21 protein-coding genes are annotated in these 20,739 nt (G+C 36.6%); all 21 read right to left on the bottom strand.

Annotated features, from left to right (window positions below):
• Nucleotides 1–2: 2 nt before the first annotated feature.
• Nucleotides 3–455 carry a hypothetical protein gene (locus AYO36_RS16175; protein WP_064301006.1) on the bottom strand — a complete coding sequence of 151 codons (453 nt, stop codon included), beginning with the start codon at nt 453–455 and terminating at the stop codon, nt 3–5.
• The gene (locus AYO36_RS16170) at nt 452–3,256 is read right to left on the bottom strand and encodes a hypothetical protein (protein ID WP_064301005.1); all 2,805 of its coding nucleotides are present in this window, start codon (nt 3,254–3,256) and stop codon (nt 452–454) included. Before AYO36_RS16170 ends, AYO36_RS16175 begins: the two co-directional genes overlap by 4 nt.
• Before the next feature lie 19 nt (nt 3,257–3,275).
• Nucleotides 3,276–4,529: an SH3 domain-containing protein gene (locus AYO36_RS16165; RefSeq protein WP_064301004.1), complete on the bottom strand. Its 1,254-nt coding sequence runs from the start codon at nt 4,527–4,529 to the stop codon at nt 3,276–3,278.
• Nucleotides 4,530–4,646: 117 nt separating this feature from the next.
• Nucleotides 4,647–5,954 carry a hypothetical protein gene (locus AYO36_RS16160; RefSeq protein ID WP_064301003.1) on the bottom strand — a complete coding sequence of 436 codons (1,308 nt, stop codon included), beginning with the start codon at nt 5,952–5,954 and terminating at the stop codon, nt 4,647–4,649.
• Nucleotides 5,955–5,971: 17 nt separating this feature from the next.
• Entirely contained in the window at nt 5,972–6,145 is a 174-nt protein-coding gene (locus AYO36_RS16860; protein WP_156501877.1) for a hypothetical protein, read from the bottom strand.
• 17 nt (nt 6,146–6,162) lie between these two features.
• Nucleotides 6,163–8,007, bottom strand: a complete 1,845-nt coding sequence (locus AYO36_RS16155; protein WP_064301002.1) for a VirB4 family type IV secretion system protein — start codon at nt 8,005–8,007, stop codon at nt 6,163–6,165.
• 2 nt (nt 8,008–8,009) lie between these two features.
• Nucleotides 8,010–8,609 carry a hypothetical protein gene (locus tag AYO36_RS16150; RefSeq protein WP_064301001.1) on the bottom strand — a complete coding sequence of 200 codons (600 nt, stop codon included), beginning with the start codon at nt 8,607–8,609 and terminating at the stop codon, nt 8,010–8,012.
• Nucleotides 8,610–8,665: 56 nt separating this feature from the next.
• On the bottom strand, nt 8,666–9,016 hold the full coding sequence (locus AYO36_RS16145; RefSeq protein WP_064301000.1) for a hypothetical protein: 351 nt from the start codon (nt 9,014–9,016) through the stop codon (nt 8,666–8,668).
• A gap of 8 nt (nt 9,017–9,024) precedes the next feature.
• Nucleotides 9,025–9,897, bottom strand: coding sequence for a conjugal transfer protein TrbL family protein (locus AYO36_RS16140; RefSeq protein ID WP_064300999.1), 873 nt, complete (start codon nt 9,895–9,897; stop codon nt 9,025–9,027).
• Between the two features lies 1 nt (nt 9,898).
• The gene (locus AYO36_RS16135) at nt 9,899–10,288 is read right to left on the bottom strand and encodes a pilin (RefSeq protein WP_064300998.1); all 390 of its coding nucleotides are present in this window, start codon (nt 10,286–10,288) and stop codon (nt 9,899–9,901) included.
• Nucleotides 10,260–12,191, bottom strand: coding sequence for a VirD4-like conjugal transfer protein, CD1115 family (locus AYO36_RS16130; protein ID WP_064300997.1), 1,932 nt, complete (start codon nt 12,189–12,191; stop codon nt 10,260–10,262). The genes AYO36_RS16135 and AYO36_RS16130 overlap by 29 nt, the downstream gene beginning before the upstream one ends.
• Before the next feature lie 8 nt (nt 12,192–12,199).
• Complete coding sequence (gene mobP3, locus AYO36_RS16125; RefSeq protein ID WP_064300996.1) at nt 12,200–14,611, bottom strand: MobP3 family relaxase; 2,412 nt, start codon at nt 14,609–14,611, stop codon at nt 12,200–12,202.
• Nucleotides 14,608–15,018, bottom strand: a complete 411-nt coding sequence (locus AYO36_RS16120; protein WP_064300995.1) for a ribbon-helix-helix domain-containing protein — start codon at nt 15,016–15,018, stop codon at nt 14,608–14,610. Before AYO36_RS16120 ends, mobP3 begins: the two co-directional genes overlap by 4 nt.
• A gap of 241 nt (nt 15,019–15,259) precedes the next feature.
• Nucleotides 15,260–15,454 carry a hypothetical protein gene (locus AYO36_RS16115; protein ID WP_064300994.1) on the bottom strand — a complete coding sequence of 65 codons (195 nt, stop codon included), beginning with the start codon at nt 15,452–15,454 and terminating at the stop codon, nt 15,260–15,262.
• 739 nt (nt 15,455–16,193) lie between these two features.
• Nucleotides 16,194–16,472, bottom strand: coding sequence for a hypothetical protein (locus AYO36_RS16855; RefSeq protein WP_156501876.1), 279 nt, complete (start codon nt 16,470–16,472; stop codon nt 16,194–16,196).
• Nucleotides 16,473–16,532: 60 nt separating this feature from the next.
• Nucleotides 16,533–17,105, bottom strand: a complete 573-nt coding sequence (locus tag AYO36_RS16110; RefSeq protein WP_064300993.1) for a hypothetical protein — start codon at nt 17,103–17,105, stop codon at nt 16,533–16,535.
• A gap of 18 nt (nt 17,106–17,123) precedes the next feature.
• A complete protein-coding gene (locus tag AYO36_RS16105) occupies nt 17,124–18,359 on the bottom strand; it encodes a ParM/StbA family protein (protein ID WP_064300992.1) in 1,236 nt (411 codons plus the stop codon).
• 306 nt (nt 18,360–18,665) lie between these two features.
• A complete protein-coding gene (locus AYO36_RS16100) occupies nt 18,666–19,247 on the bottom strand; it encodes a hypothetical protein (protein WP_064300991.1) in 582 nt (193 codons plus the stop codon).
• 59 nt (nt 19,248–19,306) lie between these two features.
• Nucleotides 19,307–19,621, bottom strand: coding sequence for a hypothetical protein (locus AYO36_RS16095; protein ID WP_064300990.1), 315 nt, complete (start codon nt 19,619–19,621; stop codon nt 19,307–19,309).
• Between the two features lie 66 nt (nt 19,622–19,687).
• Entirely contained in the window at nt 19,688–20,137 is a 450-nt protein-coding gene (locus AYO36_RS16090; RefSeq protein WP_064300989.1) for a JAB domain-containing protein, read from the bottom strand.
• A 134-nt stretch (nt 20,138–20,271) separates the two neighbouring features.
• A partial coding sequence (locus AYO36_RS17090; RefSeq protein WP_231884736.1) for a hypothetical protein occupies nt 20,272–20,739 on the bottom strand: 468 nt, incomplete at its 5' end.

Genomic DNA, 20,739 nt, shown 5'->3' with positions numbered 1-20,739 from the left:
CTTCACTCTACGTTACCTCCTGGAATCTTAACTTTGCTTTTCGATTCATAAATCACGACATTTTTAAATAGCAAGCTAATATCCTCATTTTTTTCTTCAGTTGTTCTTTTGAAAGTTGATTTGTTTGTTACCTCTCCTTCAACTGCAACCATTGCTGGAGAGGTATTTACTTTTACGACTCTAAAATTCCTAGTACTTCCGTCATAATTAAAATCGACATTCTCTTTATAGAATTTTTCATATTCGTCACTGAAAGCGACTGGATCGATTTCCACGCTTTCAGTGACACGTAATGTCCCCTTATTAATGGAACGTTGAATCGATGCTTCAGAAGCTTGCTTAACAGCATCACGATTATCAATCATGCTTGCATTAAGTACTGTTGTATCGATTTGAAAAGCGAAACAAATAATAAATAGAGTAATAGCTATACCAAACCAACCCATTTTACTCATTGCTTGCCTCCTACAATCCATTGTTCAAGACCATTCAATAAACTTACTTTGCCTATCCAATCCCAACCGTTTCCTCCAGGAAACGGCTTACTAGGGGAAACTGATCTTCGTACAAAATCATCCATTGCCGTTCCCTTAATTTCTGTTTCGCTTGTTAAGCAAAGCCCTAAGTCGTTGATTCCTCCACGACCTACATTCACTTCAAATGGATATTTGCCATCCTTTTGTTCGAAGTCCGAATACCATTTCCGACCACCGTCAATCAATTCTTCTGAAGATTGAGCTGGATTATCGTTGTCAAAAACTACCCCTGATTTTTTAGAGACATATACGTTTTTAGGAACGAATCTAGCAAATTGACCAGTGTCTGTAATGCGTTCAAGATACTGCATAGTATCTAATCCACTTGCTGAGTATCCATACTGTACTGCTGCATTCTTAGCTGTGCCGTTGAATAAAGGTTTGTATTCATTAAAGTACTGAGTATCGACTGTATACGTAAACCCATATCCAGCTCTTAACTTTTTAGGGAAGACACTGTTTATAGATCCTTTAAGCGTCTCTGTGTACGTTCTTTCTCCTAATACCGAATCGCTTATAGTAACTACTGGTCCACTTACCTCAGAAGTCGGTCCACACATTCCAACTTCTCTAGAAGGGGTAAAAATTGTGGTTTCTCGGACATTGTTTGCATAAACATCTTCTACTCCATCAACATATTCTTCATATGTTCCATCTTCATTGATCTCTGCCACTACAGTTGCTTCATCTTCTACTGTCCAAGATAAGCTGACTGTTTTTCGCTCTCCTTCTTTCAGTGAGACGTGTGTTTCTCCTTTTACTTCGTTATTTACCTTAAGCGTTAAATTTGGTTTAGTGCTGCTGTACTTAGATTCATCAGCATTTACCTCATCTAACTCTTTTTCGTAGTGGTCGATCCATTGATCGGTTTGACCAATATCGCATTCCATATCGTTAATTTGTGTCTGTTTATTATTCACTGCTGCCTGTGCTGCATTGACTTCAGCAGGGTTTACGACTGTTTTAGTAGTACATTGTTCTTTACCGTTACCATCAATTACACAACTTTCTACTTCTTCACCTTTTTTGGCATCCGCCAATTTCTTATTCAAAGAAACTAATTCCAATTGATATTGTGCTTTTTTTGATTCCTGACTTGCTTTTGTAGCTTTTTTTGAAGATAAGTCTTTATTAATTGCATTTTTTGCTTTTAAACGATTTGCTGCGTAGCTTGCTCTATAAACGGAAATCGGTGTTGTAGTTGCTGCATTAGAGTCCGTAGTTTTGGTTTCAAGCCGTTCAACCGATAAATCCAATTCATAGTCATATCGATATTCTGGAGGATCTATATCTTCAATTTGACATGTACCTGGTTTAGGTGGCGGAACGCTTTTAGGACTCCAACTTAAGCTAGTGCTAGCACTATTGTTAGCATAACTCTCCTCCGTCATGTCCTTACTTCCATTAGGATTGAACTCTGCAGTAAACTTAAACACGCCCGCCCATGTCGTGGTTATATTGGGATTAAACCCGTAAGACTTGCTATACACTGTTCCATATGGAAATGATTTGCCGTACTTTGGCAATGTTGACGTTGAGAGCGTCCCACTCTTTGAAACAGCTTTTCCTTTTGCATCAATACCATCAAAGTTCCATCTTACAGTCCATGGTACCGCTACTTTGGAGGTTACGATTTGTTTATCTGGTGAGGCGTTTTGAACTTTAAATGTCAAATTGACATTGTTTGATGAACGCGAAGCTGTTAAAGAATTTGCTTTCATATCGGGTTCTGGACATTCAGGGAAGTCTAGTGCTTTAACGATATAAGCTTGATACCAGTACACACCTGAATTTGGATCTCTGTACTGAGTAACTGCTAATCCTGCCTCGTACCCTCTCCGAAGACTTTGAATGCGAATTCTAGCTTCATCTTCGTTCTTTAACCACCAAGACCCAGTCTTATAATCGAGTAGCTTTTTTCCTAACCAAGAAAAGTAACCCATGGTTTTAACTGCTTCATTATAGAGACTTCCTCTTGGAGAGTAAAAAACATCTTTCATTGCATAAGCATACTTAACTCGTGTTGCATAATTTTCGGACTTCAAGAATAGATCGGCATCAAATTTACTGATACCGATATATTCAGGATAGTCTTCATTAATCATTAGTCCGCCATAGCGAGAATAACCAAGATATCGCCACTGACCACCTGAGTAGTCATTTCCATAGCTACTGTCATTGACATCTTTAGGTGTTCCATAAATCAATAATCTATATTTTCGTGAGAGGCTTGGATTTAAGTTATATGTCTTGCCACTTATTCTGTTAGAGACTGTAGGTACACCAATACTTTTTACGTATGACAGCCAGTCTGTATCACCACATGCCTGAATCGCTAGAGATGAATAACCAGAATTCGTATTTTGAACAGCTGCTCCGATTGTTCGATAAGTAGCAAATACTGTAGGCTGTTTACTTTCGGTAACGATTACTTCCCCGTTATGATCCGCATCGATTAGTTTGACTACTTTTCCACTATCTGATGTGATCATTTTGCCTTCTAAGTCTTTCCATGAATGAATAGGAACTTTCCCTTTAGTCCTGCTAATTGATGAATCAAAAAACGATTTCATCCCATTGCTTTCAATAAATTCAACATCTTGAATATTGACTGCATTTTGTTCATTATCGCCTACACTGACTGTACTAGCCTCTGCAATAGATGTGCTCGTAAGCAGGAACATAGTCAATAAAATAAGCGATACTTTCTTCAGCTTCATTCAGAACCCTCCGATATGCTTATTTCTCAAAACGAATACTTCCAGCGTTGAAAGTAACCGTGTAACCATCGACGTTATAAGGACCATAACCATCCCCACCGTAGTACTGTTCATCAAAGTATTTATTTATTACGGATTCATAGCCATTAGGTAAATATGGTTTCAACATGAGCTTCATGATGTACTTACTCTCTTTGATTCGTAAATCACGTCCGCTCGAGTAATACATTTTGAATTTTTTTGATCCGTATGCAAAATCGTAAGCAATTTTAACATCATCCAAAGATTCAAACCCATCTACAGTGTTTACTAAATTAATTACAGATCCGCTTGATTTAGCACCTAGAGCATCCGCAATAGCTTTTGTTTCTCTCACTTTCGTATCATAAGAAAATGAATTTGAGATTTTCACTTGATCGACATCATCAAATTTTAAAGCTAGAGCGTAGCTACCTGTCTGCAACTCGTATCCTGATACATTACTCGGTTTATTTGATGTATCTTTTGGAGGAGTTGTAGGGACTGTGGGCTTTGATGGAACTGTAGGCTTTGTAGAAATGACAGCCTTTTTAATATCTGACGATTTAACAAAACGATATGACTTTTGGAACAAAATTTTTGAAAAACCATTGCTAGTACCATAAACCCCTACTTTTGTTCCTTTCTTTAGTGACCCTACAATCTTGTACTTAGCTGATGCGCCAGTACGTACATATGCTTTAGCTGGAATTACTGAAGCGTAATATTGAACTTTAAGAGATGTAGAAACTTTCTTTGTGTACTTTGAAGAAATGTAACCAGTTTTGCCTTTGTACTTGATTGTGTACCAACCTGATTTTGAACCGATTACTGTAACCTTACTCCCCTTGGCAAGCTGTCCTAATTTTTTAGCTTTTGCAGATCTGGACTGACGAACGTTTAGAGCATCAGTCGTAGTAACCGAAAACTGTTTGAACGTACTTACTGATGCATTCTTTTTAATGTACTTAGCTGAAACATATGCCTTTTTACCTTTGTATGTGATCTGATACCAACCATTCTTACTTCCTTTTACCGTAACTACACTCTTCTTTTTAAGGAGACCCAATTTTTTATATTTGGTACTTGGACCACTTCGTACATTTAAATCTGCAGTAGACGTACCTTTAAACTGTTTAAATGTTGCTGCTTCCACTTTTGTTACTTGTCCTGGAGCATTCTCAAGAATGCTTACACTAGGAACTCCAGATAAAAATACTGTGGCTGCGATTACTGCTGATAGACTCTTTTTCATAAAACATTTCCTCCCTATGATATAGGCATTTGAATGCTTTTATCCGCTTTTCTTCCTATATATAGGATACCAATTAAACTAACTAAAGTAAATTCCTATACTCGGTAATAAGGTCAATCAGTTTTTCAAGAATGGTATTTTGAATTTCCTTCTTCTCCTAGGTTCTCTTGCATCTTTATATACAGGAATATTCATTAGCTTAGAAAGGCTATTTAAGCCTTGGATAAATGCACCATCTATATCATCGGTTGAATTTAGAAGAAGTTGGCTTTTTAACGATCTTTTATAAATAATCTCCGGATCCAAAGCTGGTAAAAATACATGATTTTCGAATCCATTGTTGCTTGCAAATTCATTAGAAATCAGATCATGGGATTTGTTTATGACGTAGATAATTTCCATGCCTTTTTTACTCAAGGTATTTATTTGTCTTTTTCGCTCTGTACACTCCCAAAGTCCATTAATATCAGGTTCTAAAACTACAATGAGTTTTCGAGCATCTTTTAAAATCTGTGGTCTTTCAAAGTAGCTATCACCAACATCAATTAAATTAAGACCTTGTCTTACCTTTATAAGTAGCTTCAGAAAATCTACATCTGCATCAGAAATTTCTTTATATGTTGTTTTTAGATCCCATTTAATTTTTTTATACTCATAAGGTTGGTAGGGCGAATCGCTTTCTAAATCAATTACGGAACTTGGTAATTCGTAATGTTCACCTGTAGAGTACAGAAAAGTAGGCTTGTTAAAAGGAGATTCGGTCACTCGTACATCAAAGTCCAAATCAGCTAAATATTTCGCTAAAGATTGAGTGATCAGACTTGCTCCAGCTCTTCGAGTAAGGTTAACTACAAACCAGCTGTCTGCTTCTACGTTAATAACTTTGGTTTTCACTACTTCTTTGACTATAATTTTTTCTTTGACCTTAATTTCTTTAGAACCGCTTGCGACTTCTGGTTCTTCATTCTCAATAAGCATTTCTGAGCGTTCCATACTACTTTTCCATCTGATTGCATCAGCTAAAATCTTTCTTTCTTCGATTGCTGCAGTTAATTTGTCTTGATTCATTTCATATATTTCTTGATAGTCTGCACCAGTAGGATCTTGAAGGGAGACAATATCATAAACACCAGAATTTATAAGTGAAACTAGCGTTCTATCTCCTACCTGTAGATCAAATCCTGCTAGAATGATTCGAGTGGTTGGCTTATTTAATACAATATTGATTATTCCTTTTACAAGAGCATCTTCAGAAGCACAAGTAAGGTCAACTAAAACGTAATTTAGTGTCACTCTCGAGACTTTTATACACGCATTTAGGAACTCGGTATCGCCAAATTGATCTATAGCCTCAAAAACCAATTCTTCATTAGCTACAGATTTAAATAAATGATGATTTCCTGGACTAGAAATTATTCCGTACATATTGCTCCCCCTTTCGATCAGATAAATTGATTAGGTGCTTCTTTATACTCTTTTAATTTTTTTAAAGTGATCACTTTAATGATTTGAGTGATTGATAGGCCGTAATCTTTAGCGATACTTTCAAGTTCAACTTTTTGATCTAACGTAAACTTGATACAGCAGTTATAGTCTTGTTCCTTTGACTTCATCATCTTGGTCATCCCCTTATTTAACGTCCACCTCCAGCCCCGAATAACTCAAGTTCTTCTTGAGTGACGTCTATTTTTAAATGCAATCTTTTACTTCCTGCAACAAATAGAGCTTCCCCACGTCTACCATCTGCTAGTGTCTGTACCTCTCTTTCAGAGAGCGACATGAGCTTTTGTAACGCTTCAATATCCTTATCCCCTTGACCCATAATGAATTTATAGACCGGGTTATCAATTAACGCTTGGCCATATCTTTGAACTGAAGGATCTAACATATCTACTAGGTTATGAAAAATGGACATTAACCCACCTTCACGTTTACGAATACGTTTAGAAGTGTTGCGTAAAAATTGAAGTGGCTGCGGATGATCTGGATCAGCTAACAAGTATGTTTCATCGACAGCAATAAATACTCGTTCATCTTTATCTCTGCTCACTTCGTCCCAAACCCATCCTAAGATGTTATAAAACTGAGCTCTCATAGTTCGTTCATCTGCTTCAAGTAGTTTATTTATGTTGAGAACAATGAAGTCACTTTCAGCTTTAATTGTCGTTGCTCCATTCCACAAAAATGAATCTGCACCGATTGCACTTGATCGCAATCGCATCGCTAAAGTTTTCCACTCTTTTTCTGATTCATCGCTGGACGGTCCATTTTCAGTATTCGTTTTAGAAGCTTCTAAAATTAGTTCGTATAGCTCTTCTAGAGTCGGCCATTCTTCATTTGATAAAGATGTAGGTTCGGTCGTCCAAGTGATACCCTTGCTCTTATAAAGAACTTCCAGAGCTCTTTCTAGTAGAACTTCTTCTAAAACCGTCATGTCTTTTAAGTACATTCTGAAGAATGATCGGAGAACCTGAAAATGTTGCGCTAGAGGTCCACGTTTAGCTTTCCCATCATCTACTTCAGTTTCAAACAGTGGATCACTTTCTTCGTCATCATCAGCTGGTACTGCTCTGACTTGCAAAGGATTAATGCGACCTTTTGGATCTCCTGCAGCATCAATATACTGGCCACCAAGATTCTTACATAGATCTCCATATTCATTTTCAGGATCGATTACGATTACTTTAGATCCTTGAGCCCATTCATTAGCTAATATCTTCTTTACTAAGGTTGACTTACCTACACCAGGCTTTCCGATAACCGTAACGTTGCTGTTCGTTCGGTCAGACTGCCGAACCCAAAAGTCTGTTAATACAATGCCTCCAGCTGTATCCGTACCTAATAAAATCCCTTTACCGTCGTTCAATCCAGAAAATACAAAGGGATAACTTGCAGCAGCCGTTTTGGCGGTCATATTTCGTTGTCCGATTGCAGTGATATTTTTCGGTACCATCTCCCAAGGAGTAAGTCCCTTTAAGCAATCTTCTTGTCTAAGAATCGGCGTTCGTGCTCTAAGTCCACCTGCTGCTAACTCTGCTTCAACTCGTCTACACCGTACTTCTAAGGATTCATCATTTTCTGCCCCTACTAGAAGAAGTGTAGTTAAATTCACAACACTTTGTTGATCTCTATCAATCTCTTTTAACAGCTGTTGAACATCCTCTAATTGGTCTTTTGTTCGTTGTTGCTCAAACGGATTTTTAACATCCATTAATCGAGAAGATAATTCACCACTAGACCGTCTAATTTCTCTTACAAGTTCAAAAGGATCTGTAGGATCAATCTGAATCGATACTGTCACGCCCTCCATATTCGATACTCGAGATAACCATGCAGCCGAAACCTGGTTAGGATACTGTGTGATGACATAAGTGCGCGCTACGCGATCTCCCCATACTACTTTTTTGGGCTTAAATTCAATTACCATCGGAGAAATTTGTTCAATCAATGGTGATGTTTGCTCTACCTTTTTTGCCATCTTCACTTACCCTCCACATAGTTAGTAAAATATGGTCCGTTATCTTGTGGCGCTCTCTCATAAGCTGCCTGTTGAGGATTCGAAAAAATAAATAGGAGATCTCGGATTTCTTGATTGGTACATAAATGCCCGCCCAATCCAGCTGAAGTTAAATTAGCTGCAATCTCCTTTGTTCTTCTAATCAATGAATTCTTCTCATACTCTGGATTCGTCGAAATATCTCCTTCGAGTAAAAGATAGAATTGTTGTTCAACTGCTTCACCACCAGAAGCCATAATGGCTGCATGTGACATGGCATTACTTAATAGTCTTTTCTTCATACCAATTGCTTCTTGTGATTGTTTTACCTTCAGTTGTTCAATGAAACCGTCCAAGTCTACGGGTCTTGCGATTGAAAAGATTTTATACCTTGTGTCAATCCCATTCATGACCTCAAAAAGTTGGCGAATCCTCATGTCTTTTTCGGTTTTAGATAAAAGCGACATGTTTACTGTTCCAACTCTGATAAGTGAAATAACCTTTTGATCTTTTCTTAAAATCAATTGATCATTCACATCAGAAATATTGAACCAATTTTGAGCATTTTGCTTATTGCTGTTCATTTCAAGCTTATTTTTTTCTTCAGTCGTTACTTCTTTTCTTTTAAATGTAAAGATGTCTATTCACCTCTATCGAGTTTCGAATATAGATACTTTCTAGGTCTTTTTAGAAAGTCTTTATAGTATTGAACAAACTTTATGACCGATACACCTTCTCTTGGATCTTCGACAATAAGTAAGAATGAAACACCACCAAATACTAAAACGACTAATGCCTTTACCAAACCTTTTACATCAATAATTAGATCTACTGTTGAAATGATAAGCAATCCAACTATCCCGGCAATGAGGATTGCGATGATTTCTCGCAATCCTATACCGAAAATTTCAAATCTAGCTTTAATGTTTTTGGGAATGATGTATTTTGTTTCAGTTTGTTGGTTCATCATCTTTTCTAAATCGAAATTCATGATTCACCTCATTTTTTCATGACCATTCTTGAAACTGCCATCATGCTGAATTGTTGACCACTGCTTGATCCCATTTTCCCTGTACCTGTAGAGTGGATATGTTCTTTGAGAATCGTCGGTACTTTAACTGCTACTATCAACACTCCAAAGAACAAACAGAATCCTAATAAGGCTTCTTCTGGTCCTTTAAACATGGTCTGTAAGGACTCGAACCCTATTTTTATTAACAATAGCTGTGAAGCTTGTGCTAGCGATATCGCTAGCAGTTGTCTCCACCATGAGGAGTACATTTCACTGTTGGGATTCATTAGAGATACCGCCATGAAACAACCAGCAACAGCTAGAAAAGCTAACTCAGCTGCACGAATTGATGCTTGAATGACAATAATAAACATCAAAATAACAATTGAGATTACCATTACTAAGATAAATAACGGTAAGTATTGTAATGCTGAGAATGCCTTCAGCATATCCTTCAGTGATCCTTTACCTGCTGGACTACCGAAACCGCCACCTTCTAGTTTCGCTACATCTACAGCTAAAGTTGTTCCAAACTTGTAGATAGTAGTTACTATCCAAGGAACACTCATGATTACAGCTACCGATTTCACCACTCGAATGAGTATTTTTGCGGGATCAGCAACCTCATCACCAGATTCTTGAAGAATGTAACGGAATAACATCTCTTTTGCTACAACAACAGATAAAAGCGTAATTCCTATTCCTTGAGCGTATATGATCGCATCTACGACAATATCCATCTCTAAAATCTTTATTCCAGATCCACCTATTTGAGCAAGTAACACTAAAATAAAATCAATGGCTCCATCAATCCAGTCTTCAAATAGCGTGTTAATTGCTTTTGAAAGGAATCCACCCATCTTACGCTACATAGTACGTTACGATAATCGCAATTAATGACACTGCCGATAAACAGATCGCTAGACCGATGAATACATTTTTCATTTGTTTTTTGATTTCGTTTCGTGAACCTGGATCATCTGTCATAGCATATTTAAGACCTAGTCCGATCATGATAAATCCTGCTACCGCTCCAGCAATTGCTGTAATCCATCCACCTGCATCACCTAAAAGTGTTTTCGTGTTTGAGAATAAAGTTGGGGTTTGCTTTCCTTTCTTAGCAGCTGCTTCTGCTAAAGGACTTGTAAGGACTAAAACCATCATCGCAAGTGATAGAGTAACTAACGCATTCCAATTCTTTTTAATCTTGTTCCCCATTACATTAATTTGCTTGTTCTTCTTGAAGTTCATCTACTTCAGTTCCTCCTTCTAGTTCTCGAATTTGATCTAATGCTGATTTTTCTTTCTTTACACTTTCTGTTTTGATTTCCATTTCTTTTTCCACTACCTTGATTACTTTAGGTAGAGGTTCGGCATTCCTCCTTTCAATGACTACTGGTTTGTGCTTATTAAATTCGTTCATTGCTGACCACTCTGATATATCAGGAGCAGTCAATTTAGAAGGAAATTGTCCTGATCTTAATATGAGCGTCATTCCACTTGGCCATCTTTCGATTTCATCAGGTAGAAGTAATGAGCGACTTGTTAGGCTAGTACTCGTCGTTCCACTTGGCTCTAAATTTTTGTAATTATTAGAGACGCTATTAGTTGAAATAGTATACTTACCTGTTTTTTCGGAAATGGCTTTTGCCGTATCTATATCAGTTGTTCTTAAGAAGATCCAAACTAAGCAGTTTCCTGTAATAGTTTTTGCAACATCACCATAAGTTGTTTTCAATTGATTTAAATCTTGAAGAGCTAAAGTGAATCTCATCCCCCGACCAGCTGCAACAGTAATTTTGGTATCAAATCCTGAGATTTGAGGCATATTCCCGAATTCATCTAAGAAAAAATTCACTGGAATAGGTAACGTTCCGCCAAAGTTATTTGCTTCTTTTACTAATTTTGAATAAAGTTGATCGATGTATAGACTGGCTAATAAATGTCTTGAAGTTGTTTCATCCGGGATTACTAAGAAAACAACGGTTTTAGTTGTTCCTATATCTTCGAGACGGTGATCATTCTTCTCTGTCATTGAGGCAATGTTAGGGTCAGAGAACAATAACAGGTTGGATGCTGCCCCACTAAAGAAGCTTCCTCGTTGTCTAGTTGGTGCTAAAGCTGCAACTGTGAAAGCATCTCTTGCTGGATGCTCATGATTGAGCTCCATTAGTAGATTATTAAGTGGAACGTATTCTTCAGTAGTTTCTGGATCGACGACCGGTTGACCATAATCCCGTAACAATCTAAATACAGAAATCAAGTTTTGTTTTGCTGGGTTAGTTTCCTCAACCGCTACATACATGATGAGCGCTTTAATTACTGACAGTTCACCATTTGGCCAAATCGGATCCCCTTTTCGTTCCTTCTGATAAACAATCATGTAAGCTAAATCTCCAGCACGTTCTGTAGCTAAAGCCATTTGATCTTGTTTAGACAATTCAGGATCATTAAGAGCTTCTACAATTGTTTGTATAGGGTTCCATGTATTACTCTTTTTTCCGGGATCCCTTAAATCAATTTTTGTTACCTTGTATCCTTCATTTTTCAGAAATCCACTTGTAGTGTTAAACAGTTCACCTTTTGGATCCGTTATGACCATGCTCTCGCCAGCTTTACCTGTTAAATAAATTGCAGGCATTAACGACTTACGAGACTTACCCGACCGGGTAGAGCCTAAAAGTAATGTATGTGATGCATCATGAACGTAATATGCTCTTTCGGTTTTTGTATCCATACCTAGAACCACTCCACCTGACTTTGGGCGAGTTCCATTCGTCATGACCCATGTACCATTAGATTCCTGCATTTCTTTATCCGTAGAGAAACGAGCAGTTCCAAACTGTCCTTTACCAGTTGCTTCAGGTCCACCTAACCCTTTTAATTTTTCGTTTTTTATTTTTATAGGTCCCATTAAAAACAAAGAAAGTGTAAACAATAAGACTGGTGCTTGAACGTACATAAACAATCTCAATGTCACTTCAGAATCAAGCATTAGGAACCAGGATTCTACAAGGTCAACTGAAGAAGCCCATTTTTTAATAGTTTCAACAGGGTTGCTCTGAATGTACTCAGGAATACGTAAAAGAGATGGAATAAACATCACATCTGCTATTGCTATTGCTAGCACTACGAATATTTTTGCTTTTAACATGGATCACCTTACCTTTCCCGTGAGTTCTTCCTCTCGTTTTTCTTCTCTTTCATCAACCTTCTACGAAGTCTTCTTTGAGCTTCGTACTCCGATTGGTTGATATCATTTCGAAGCCCTTTAAATGCACCTTTCCATAAATCCGTAATTACACTAATCTGTACATTTTCTTTTGGATAGTTATAAACGTCCTTTAGACCACCTAACTTTAAATCTGAGAGCATATATCTGTACTCTTGTTTAGTAAGCGATACATTCCCTCCGTATCTTTCCATTTCTAAATTTCTGCTGTTTACAGCCTTTACTACAGCCTCAATATTTTTCTCTGGAATCTGACTTTGCGTATTAATATTCCACTTACTCAATGCTGCAGTAACTTGTTGTTCGTCCATCCCACTTGATATGAGCACTGTAGCTGCTCTGTTTAAAGTGATACGCTCAGTGTTTTTTAGCTCCCATTTAGCGTTAAGAGCATTTAAATTGATGATTGTTTGGTTTTTCTGTCCTTTTCGTTCCAGGAGTTGCTTCAAGTCTGGATTTTCTAACGTCACTTTTGACAGATCAATGAGCTTTTGAAGCGACTTGATGTGACTTGGAGATAATGATTCAAGGTTACTCTTATCAACCTTCATCTCTACTTCCCGAAGGACTTTAATTGCGCTCTCCCTGTTTGGGCTAAACTCATATGTGTTTGAGAATGGATATTTCATGTTTAATCCAGATTCATTTGTGAGCTTAGTCCAGACATTTTGTCCGGCCATGAACTTTTGAGTCGCTACTTTACTAAATTGTTGTTCAATCCAGTTAGATTGTGATTCAAACGGTATATTATTTTTCTCTAAGCAATTTTTTAATACGGATAGTTGCTTAATCGGATCTATATTAGCCTCTTTCATAATAATTAATTGTTTGAACACCGTATTTCTCATGTCATGTTCAGACAAAATCATATTTGAAAGTGCATGAGTAAGTTCCTTCTTTTCAACTAGTAATTCTAATTTCCGTACAACTTCAAATGGTGGTTCGCTTTTTAAATTCAAGGATCGTTTTAGCATTTCCCACTCCATTTTGTTTATGCTTAATTTCTTACTTAAGTTTGTTGAAGGTGCATCGAGATTGAATTTAGCTTTCAGAAAAGGTGAGTACATTGCTAAGTCACATACTTTAGACTCAACATTGGTTACCTCTACTTTATTAGTGGCTAGAAACTCCGTAAGCGTTATTTCCATCCCGGCGTTTTCTTTCAATTCTTCAAACACCTTAACCATTTCGTTCTTATTCAAGCCCTTATCTAGTAAAAGACTTTTCGTAACTTCAGTTACTTGTTTCTCCAAAGACTTAACAGGAGCTTTAGAATTCAAAAGTGCCTGTTCAAAATCTAGGACGTTTTTTTGCTTTACCTCTACACGATTTGATTTCCGGTATAGATCAACCGATTTTAAAATTTGATTTGATAGTCTCTTTTCTAAATCCTTGAGAGCATTATTTGTAGAGTCCTCGATTTTTTGTTCGTCTTTCAAATGAAACTTCGCTAATTTTTGAACGGCTTCAAGATAATTAGCCATTTCAGATTTAAACTGTGGTTGGTTTAGAATCCACTTCGAGAAGTTATTCAATTCTGCTTTAACCTCTTCAGGCATATATCCGTATGCAAGACGCCCTTTAGTAGGGATCATCTCTGCAAGTTGGTTAAACTCTGCATACACTGTCTTTAGTTGTTTAGGATCCAGCTTAATTTCATTTGGAATGTCGCTCTCTTTTCCGACAAGACTTAGAACACTCTTATCTAAAAGCTGTTTTGCAACTTCACCAATGTTGTCTCTGCTTATTGTTTTTAAAATATTTAGCTGTTGTCGTTCCTCTTTAGCAATATGCTTCAGAAAAATATTTCGTACATTTCTCATTTCTTTACGATCTAGTTTTCCTTCTTCTTTTTGAGGGTTTTTCTCCCACATCATTAGATGCACATGAGGATGTCCTAATTCTTCATGGTAAGCTGCTACCCATTTTCCATTGCTACTGTTGATGCCCATCTCCTTAAAGACTTGATCGGTTGTAGCACGCATGAATCTTTCCCAATCTCCTTTTTTTTCGAATCCAAGATTGGCTGCATCATCCCCCCGTAATGAAATTATGTACTGCCAAACAATCCCCTTATGCTTTGATAATTCGTTTTGAATAGTAGTAAGTGAAATAATCTCATCCTGGCTTTTTCCAAAAAGCCCATGTGATCCAGGTCTTTCAGATGCATATTTGACATGTCCTGCAGCCGTTTCAGGTGAAAACTCATCTAATACGCTTTTTGTATTATTCATGACTGTTCCTGGTCGAGTTGCAATGTACGTCGCATAATTACGATTCAACTTCTGATTCGTTGCTGTAGGAGTTTTAAAGCGCATCTTCACTATCAAAGGAGAATTCATTTAAGACCGCCTCCCATCACTGTCTCAAATGGTTTTTTTAGATCATCTACAGCTTTTACTCGAGCTTTGGTGTATGAGCTTAGAACATCAAATGTAGTAGCCTCGTCTAAATACTCGATTAGAAGATTTTGGGCTACCCCTGAGAAGATTGCTCCTTTAGACAATAATTTGGCTAGTCGTTCAATTTTAGGATCCAGTGCATTATCGAGAGCCTTCGTTAAATCTGCTACGATGGAGTCTTTTACTGACTCTTTCGTTTCGTTTTCAATGTATTGTAGACACGCTTTTTCAATCAGGTTTGATCGATTAATACCAAACTCTTCTGATAAGTTATCAATCTCTTCCACCACATTTTCAGGAAGATAAATGTGTACCCTTTTATTCACTGCATCACCTCCTTTCTTCATCTGTCACACTCCCAAACCGCCCTATCAAAACGTTCAAATGAATGACAGCACACGATTTTATAAATCGGTTCATCTTTAGCACACAATCTAGCACACGCTAGATTGGCTCAGTGACAGGCTTTGCCTGGCATCTGTACCAAGACGTGGCACACGTCTCTTATCCTGCCTATTTTTTTGGACCGAACTTAGTCCAAAAAAGTATCGTCACTTGGTTTCTAAGGGACGATTTGGTTTTGCGGTTTTAGTTTTTTCTGATGCTCTTTTCAAAACGATCTAATGCCAATTTTGCTACGTTTTCTTGTAAGTAAATCTGATCAAGATTAATCGATTCTCCACCTGTTCTTGCTGATGGCAACTCCCCGATTTCACGATCATTTGGTAAGGATACTCCAAATTTTTGAGCCCATCCTTCTATAGTCCAACGCTGATTACCCATAATTCCACGACCTAACTTTTAATAATTTTATTCGTTGAAACTAACTGGTGCTTCTAAACTCTTGTTAACAAAACTAATGAACACAATGATTGAGATCAAAAAGAAAATCCCGACAACTGTTGAACTCAAAATCGCTAGAACTCTTCCGAAAATGAGTTGGACCATCCAATATGTTCCTCTAACGAATAGATAACCGACTGTTAATGCAATCAGTACATAAGTTATCAAAGCAAATAAATACAAATTAAAAATCCACCACCTATAAAGTATAAAATTATATTATATATTAATTTTTGATGACTTTAGATGGATTTACATGGATAATCCATGACTTCTTTATCAGATTAAGGATAAATTAGGGTTTTGTAAAGCCCTAATATCTCATTTTTTTGAATTAATTTCCGATTTACCTACATTTTAAAATTTATAATTAAACTATAATTAAACTAAATATAAACTATAAATATCGGCTTAAAATAGATATTTATTAAGTTTTTTACACTAAAAAAGTAAATTCTAATAATTCTGTTATTGATTAATCACATTTAGATTTATTTATAGTTTTTAATTAAACTATTTAAAACTTTTTTATAAACTATTAAAAAACTATAAATAGGCTAAAAGTACTTATTTCATACATATTTTTATCTAGACTTTGTAAAGTTCAATCACAATAAAAATTGAATAACGTCAAATGATCTATCGTTTTGGACAAAAAAAAAACGCCTTTAGCGTTTTTTCATGATTTCTTTTGCTCTCTTTTTTTAATTTCTTCGATCTGTTTAAACATCGTCTCCAGCAAATTAGAATCGATTTTGTTTGCTACAGTATTCTTTTTATTTGTGAATCTTGATGCTGCGTAAATAACAACGCCCATGTAGTATTGATCTCCTTTCTTACGCTCCGTACTGCCTGTCAAATGAAAGACAGGAACATACGAATCCTGCGCTAAAAAGCGCACAGGATCGTTGTTATCGGCTTGAATAAGGCAGTAGCGGTAGATAGCGTCTGTCAGCATGAAATGCGCTACAGACGCTTCTATGAGCCCTAAAAAGTCTTTAAAGGCACTTTAAAACGTTCATTCCATACCTTTTAGCATAAAAGCGAGATTATTTAAATCCGTACTATTTTTCTTAGTTGAATTGTTTGGATCCTTTTCTGGTGCAGAATGTTTAATCCGTACCTCATTATTGCTAGCATTATTTTTAGGGCCGTCTTCATTCGAGACCGTATTAATAAAATCTGAAAGTACTTTTCGTTTGTTTTCGTTATGCTCAATCGCTTGCTCCAAAGGAACATCATCAGTAGCGACTTCTTGTTTTAGTGGCTTTGAGGAATTTTCTTGTTTTTCGTCGATACTTTTAGATGACGTTGGGCGATTTTCATTTGAACGATTTATTAAAGTCGGTGATGGATAAATCGGAACTTGATTATTCATATAGTGTACTGCTGTTGGATCCGGTAAATCATATGAATCCTTAAGCGTTTGGAGAGCTATTGTAATAAGCTCTCCAATTGCCTGATTTCGGTTAATATTACGCTTTTTCAAGTAATCATTAAATGCTTCTGTATAAGTCGCATCGTTACTAGGTGTGTACGTTAAACCTTCTCCTGGTGATAGACCAGGCTTATGATTTTTTGATCTTGCCATATCGATTCACTCCCCTAGTTAATTCACAGCACTTGCTAATTTTTGTTCAAAATAGTTAGCGATCAAGTAAGCACGACTCGTAATGAAAGGTGATTCCCAAATTATTGATGCATCCGGTAACTTGATATCTTCTTCATTTTTAAAGAATTCATAACCAAAGAGAACGCCACCACCAACTAAATAGAAGTGCTCTGCATTGACACCTTTAACACTCCAGTAAGAATCTACTTCTTTCATTACATCTGAAGCGTACGCTTCCATCACTTCTAATGTCTGCTTAGTAAAATCGATGTTACGTTTGCGTCCCCAAGATACTGTGAACTTAGGTGTTTTTCCTTCAACAGCTAGCTTTACACCTGGATAAATTACTTGTTTCATGAACTCTTCACGAGTACGGTATGGTTTCCCATCCTGATTGTTTGCTTTCAACGCCTCAATGATTGATTCAAATTCAGGTAGTTCAAGCACTTTCTCAAGTAACTGATCAACATATGTGTTAGTACCAAGGTTAACGTTTCTTGATGCCACTTTATTGAGTTGACTGTTTTCATATAGGGCTTCATCTAACGTACCAGCTCCAAGATCGGCAACAATATAATTCGCTTCAGGTGAAGTCAGGAGATTTTGATCTTTCGTAGCAACAAGCTCATTAGATTGAATATCGAATGATAGGGAAACACCACTAGTCGCGCCCTCAACCCGAAGCTTTCCACCTGTGATATTCAATACTACTGTCTTCCCTTTAGCAGGACCATCTAAAAACTGAATTTTATGTTTTCCTTTTAGATCTTCTAACGGTTTCTGACCCACTTTTTTATGTTCCTCAATAGGAAGCCCACCAGAATAGTTGATTTCAACTTCGATTTCATTCTCAGGACTTGCAATACTATCCTTTAAGGCTGCAACAGCTAATGACGTTAACGACACAATCTTATGAAGTGAGCTATTATGTTTGTCAGTATCAATTTGTGGTTGTTGCATGTCTGCTTTATCAATAGCATATTGGCCAACATAGAAGTAACTCTTTCTTTGATGCTGTTCCAACGAGTCTGTTTCAATATATACGTGCAACATTTCTTCTGGATTAATCTTATGGTTGCTTGCTTCAGTATGTAACTCGATCACACTTGGAGGAGCTGGAGCAATTACTGAAGGAATCGGAAAAGATACAATATCACCCGATTTCGAATCAATATAGCTAGTCTTAGTACTAGTGTTTCCAGTGTCCAATCCTGTAATTAGTGAGTATGTCATATAAATGACCCCTTTCGAATTTGGTTTAAAAATAAACTATCAATAGTTTTATTTAAACTATTCAATAGCCTTCATTCGCTTACAAGTAAATTATATCACTAATTCAGTTTAATTTAAACTAAAAATAATTTTAATTTTAGTTTAAATTAAAACTAAAATTAGATTTTAATTACATTAAAAAAAGAGTATTCTTGTTTCCGCAAGAATACTCTAACCAAATTCGAAAAAATTAAAGCGAAAAGAGCTTTAATTCCTCATGTATTCATTTTAACAAAAACAACTCGAAAACAATACCAATTCATACATTTAACTAATAGCGGTTTCACGTGAAACGTAACTTACACTTGCTTTAGTATTATTAATCTTCATAGATCGTTTAGATAACTTAATCGTAGTCTGTTCCATTTGATCTAAAGTCCTCTCTTGAATAGCTGCAGGACAGTACCCAAACTTCTTTATACAAACATTTTCAACCATCCACATTTTTCTTGTCCAAAACTCATAGGTTTCTCCCTGAGAATCAATCGACTCTTGAAACTCACGTATTTCTTTTGCTGTTAAGAGTTCAATATTCTCTTTTAAAAAGTCTTTTGCATTTTTTAAAAGGAGATATGAATCAGAACGGATTAGTCTCATTTCCTTTAAAATAGAGTAAATCATGCTTAATGTCATTCTATTTAATAGCTCATCAACAGTTAAATCTGCTAAATAATCTTCATCTCTTAAGATAATTCCTGTCGTAAAACCATTTATCTGAGGTCGAGAACCATCTTCGCCTACTTCACCATAAGGACTATTCGGACCAAGGTTAACCTTACAGAACGAACACTTATATATTTCACCCGAAAACCGTTCAACCTTCCCACCACAATAAATACAAGTCTTCATCTCCATGCCTCCCGTCTTTTAATATAAAGCTTTCCGAGGCAATGCCTCGGAAAGTCTCCTTATATCATTTTTTCAGAAACCAAAAGTTTTCGATCTTTCGCAATGCGATATACTAACCAGGTTTCATCGTAAGTCCATTCTTCTAATTCAGACCTCATGGTATTAACAACATTTTCAATAATTTCTTTAGCCGTTTTACACGTTAAGTAAAAGAGGCGTTCCGTTTTTGTTTTTGATTCCCCATATGAATCATAGAAATCACCGTATGTTTTTAGTTCAATCAACGGGCTTCCTAATTTAGATATATCGTTTAGCACATGATGATTCTTTACATTATGCATCTTCATATATTCATCGACAGTTAATTTACTCATTGGCTGACCATCTCCTTGTCTTTTGCAATAATAGGGCGGTGAGGATTTTACTCCTCACCGTCGTTGTTAGAACAATCCTTCAGATTTTAATGAAAGGAATCCTGTCTCATTATTTACAATCAAATGATCGAGCAATTTGATACCCATCAATTCCCCAACTTCAGCAAATCGTTTAGTTAACTGGATGTCTTCGTGACTAGGTCTTAAATCGGCGCTCGGATGGTTATGACAGATTACAAATGAAGCACAGTTATTAAGAATAAGAGGTTTGAAAACCTCTCTGGGCGTAACAATCGAAGAACTAAGCGATCCCATATGCGCTCTGTTAACCATATTGATTTTATTCTTAGTACTTAAACCGATTACTAGTAGAACTTCGCGATCTTCATCACCGATATAAAACGAAGCTAAATTTGCGACGTCGTTAGGGCTACTAATTGGAGTAGCAATTCGTCCTTTTCGAATCTTAGTTTCTTGAACAATTCTAACTACTTCTACGACTGACTCTAGCATCATAAATGACATTCCTCTTTTCGTTTTTTATGTCTTCGAATTTGGTAAAACTCTTAGTGTTACAAGCTTTCCCTCCCTCACCTCCTATATCTATTATAACACCAAAAGTATAATTTTACACTATTTTTAAACTAAAATTAGTCATTTATTTCACTTTCTTCGATAAAGAAAAACGTTCCATCTAACTTTGCTTCAGCAATTAGATTAAGCATATTTTCAATCTTGTCTAAAAAATCTTCTTCGTTTTCAGATATTTCTTGAGTACACCATAAGTACTGTTTTAGTGAGTCATAATCTGCTTTCAAACAATAATTGATGAATCCTAAGACTGTAATCTCTTGAATTGGTTTCATTGGTTTACCTCTTTTCGTTTTTGATGTTTTCGAACTTGGTTTTTCCGTCTTTGTCTCCTCGGGGCGCTCAAAAGGCCTCACTAGGCTTATTTTTGCCGGTTTGGCACCGTATGCGGACACTCGCTGCCTACGACGTGTCAAGGGAGCTCTTGAGGAAACTTTTATTCTCCGATCTTCAGAGAATAATACAAAGTTTTCGTCCCTTGATGAGGAGTCCAGGTCTAGGGGCTGGAGGATCCCGAGAAGCGAAGC

Source organism: Exiguobacterium sp. KKBO11, from assembly GCF_001644945.1.
In the GTDB taxonomy this organism is placed as follows: domain Bacteria; phylum Bacillota; class Bacilli; order Exiguobacteriales; family Exiguobacteriaceae; genus Exiguobacterium_A; species Exiguobacterium_A abrahamii.
The sequence above is the reverse complement of the archived record's forward strand: the minus strand, read 5'-3'. Positions and strand labels throughout refer to the sequence as shown.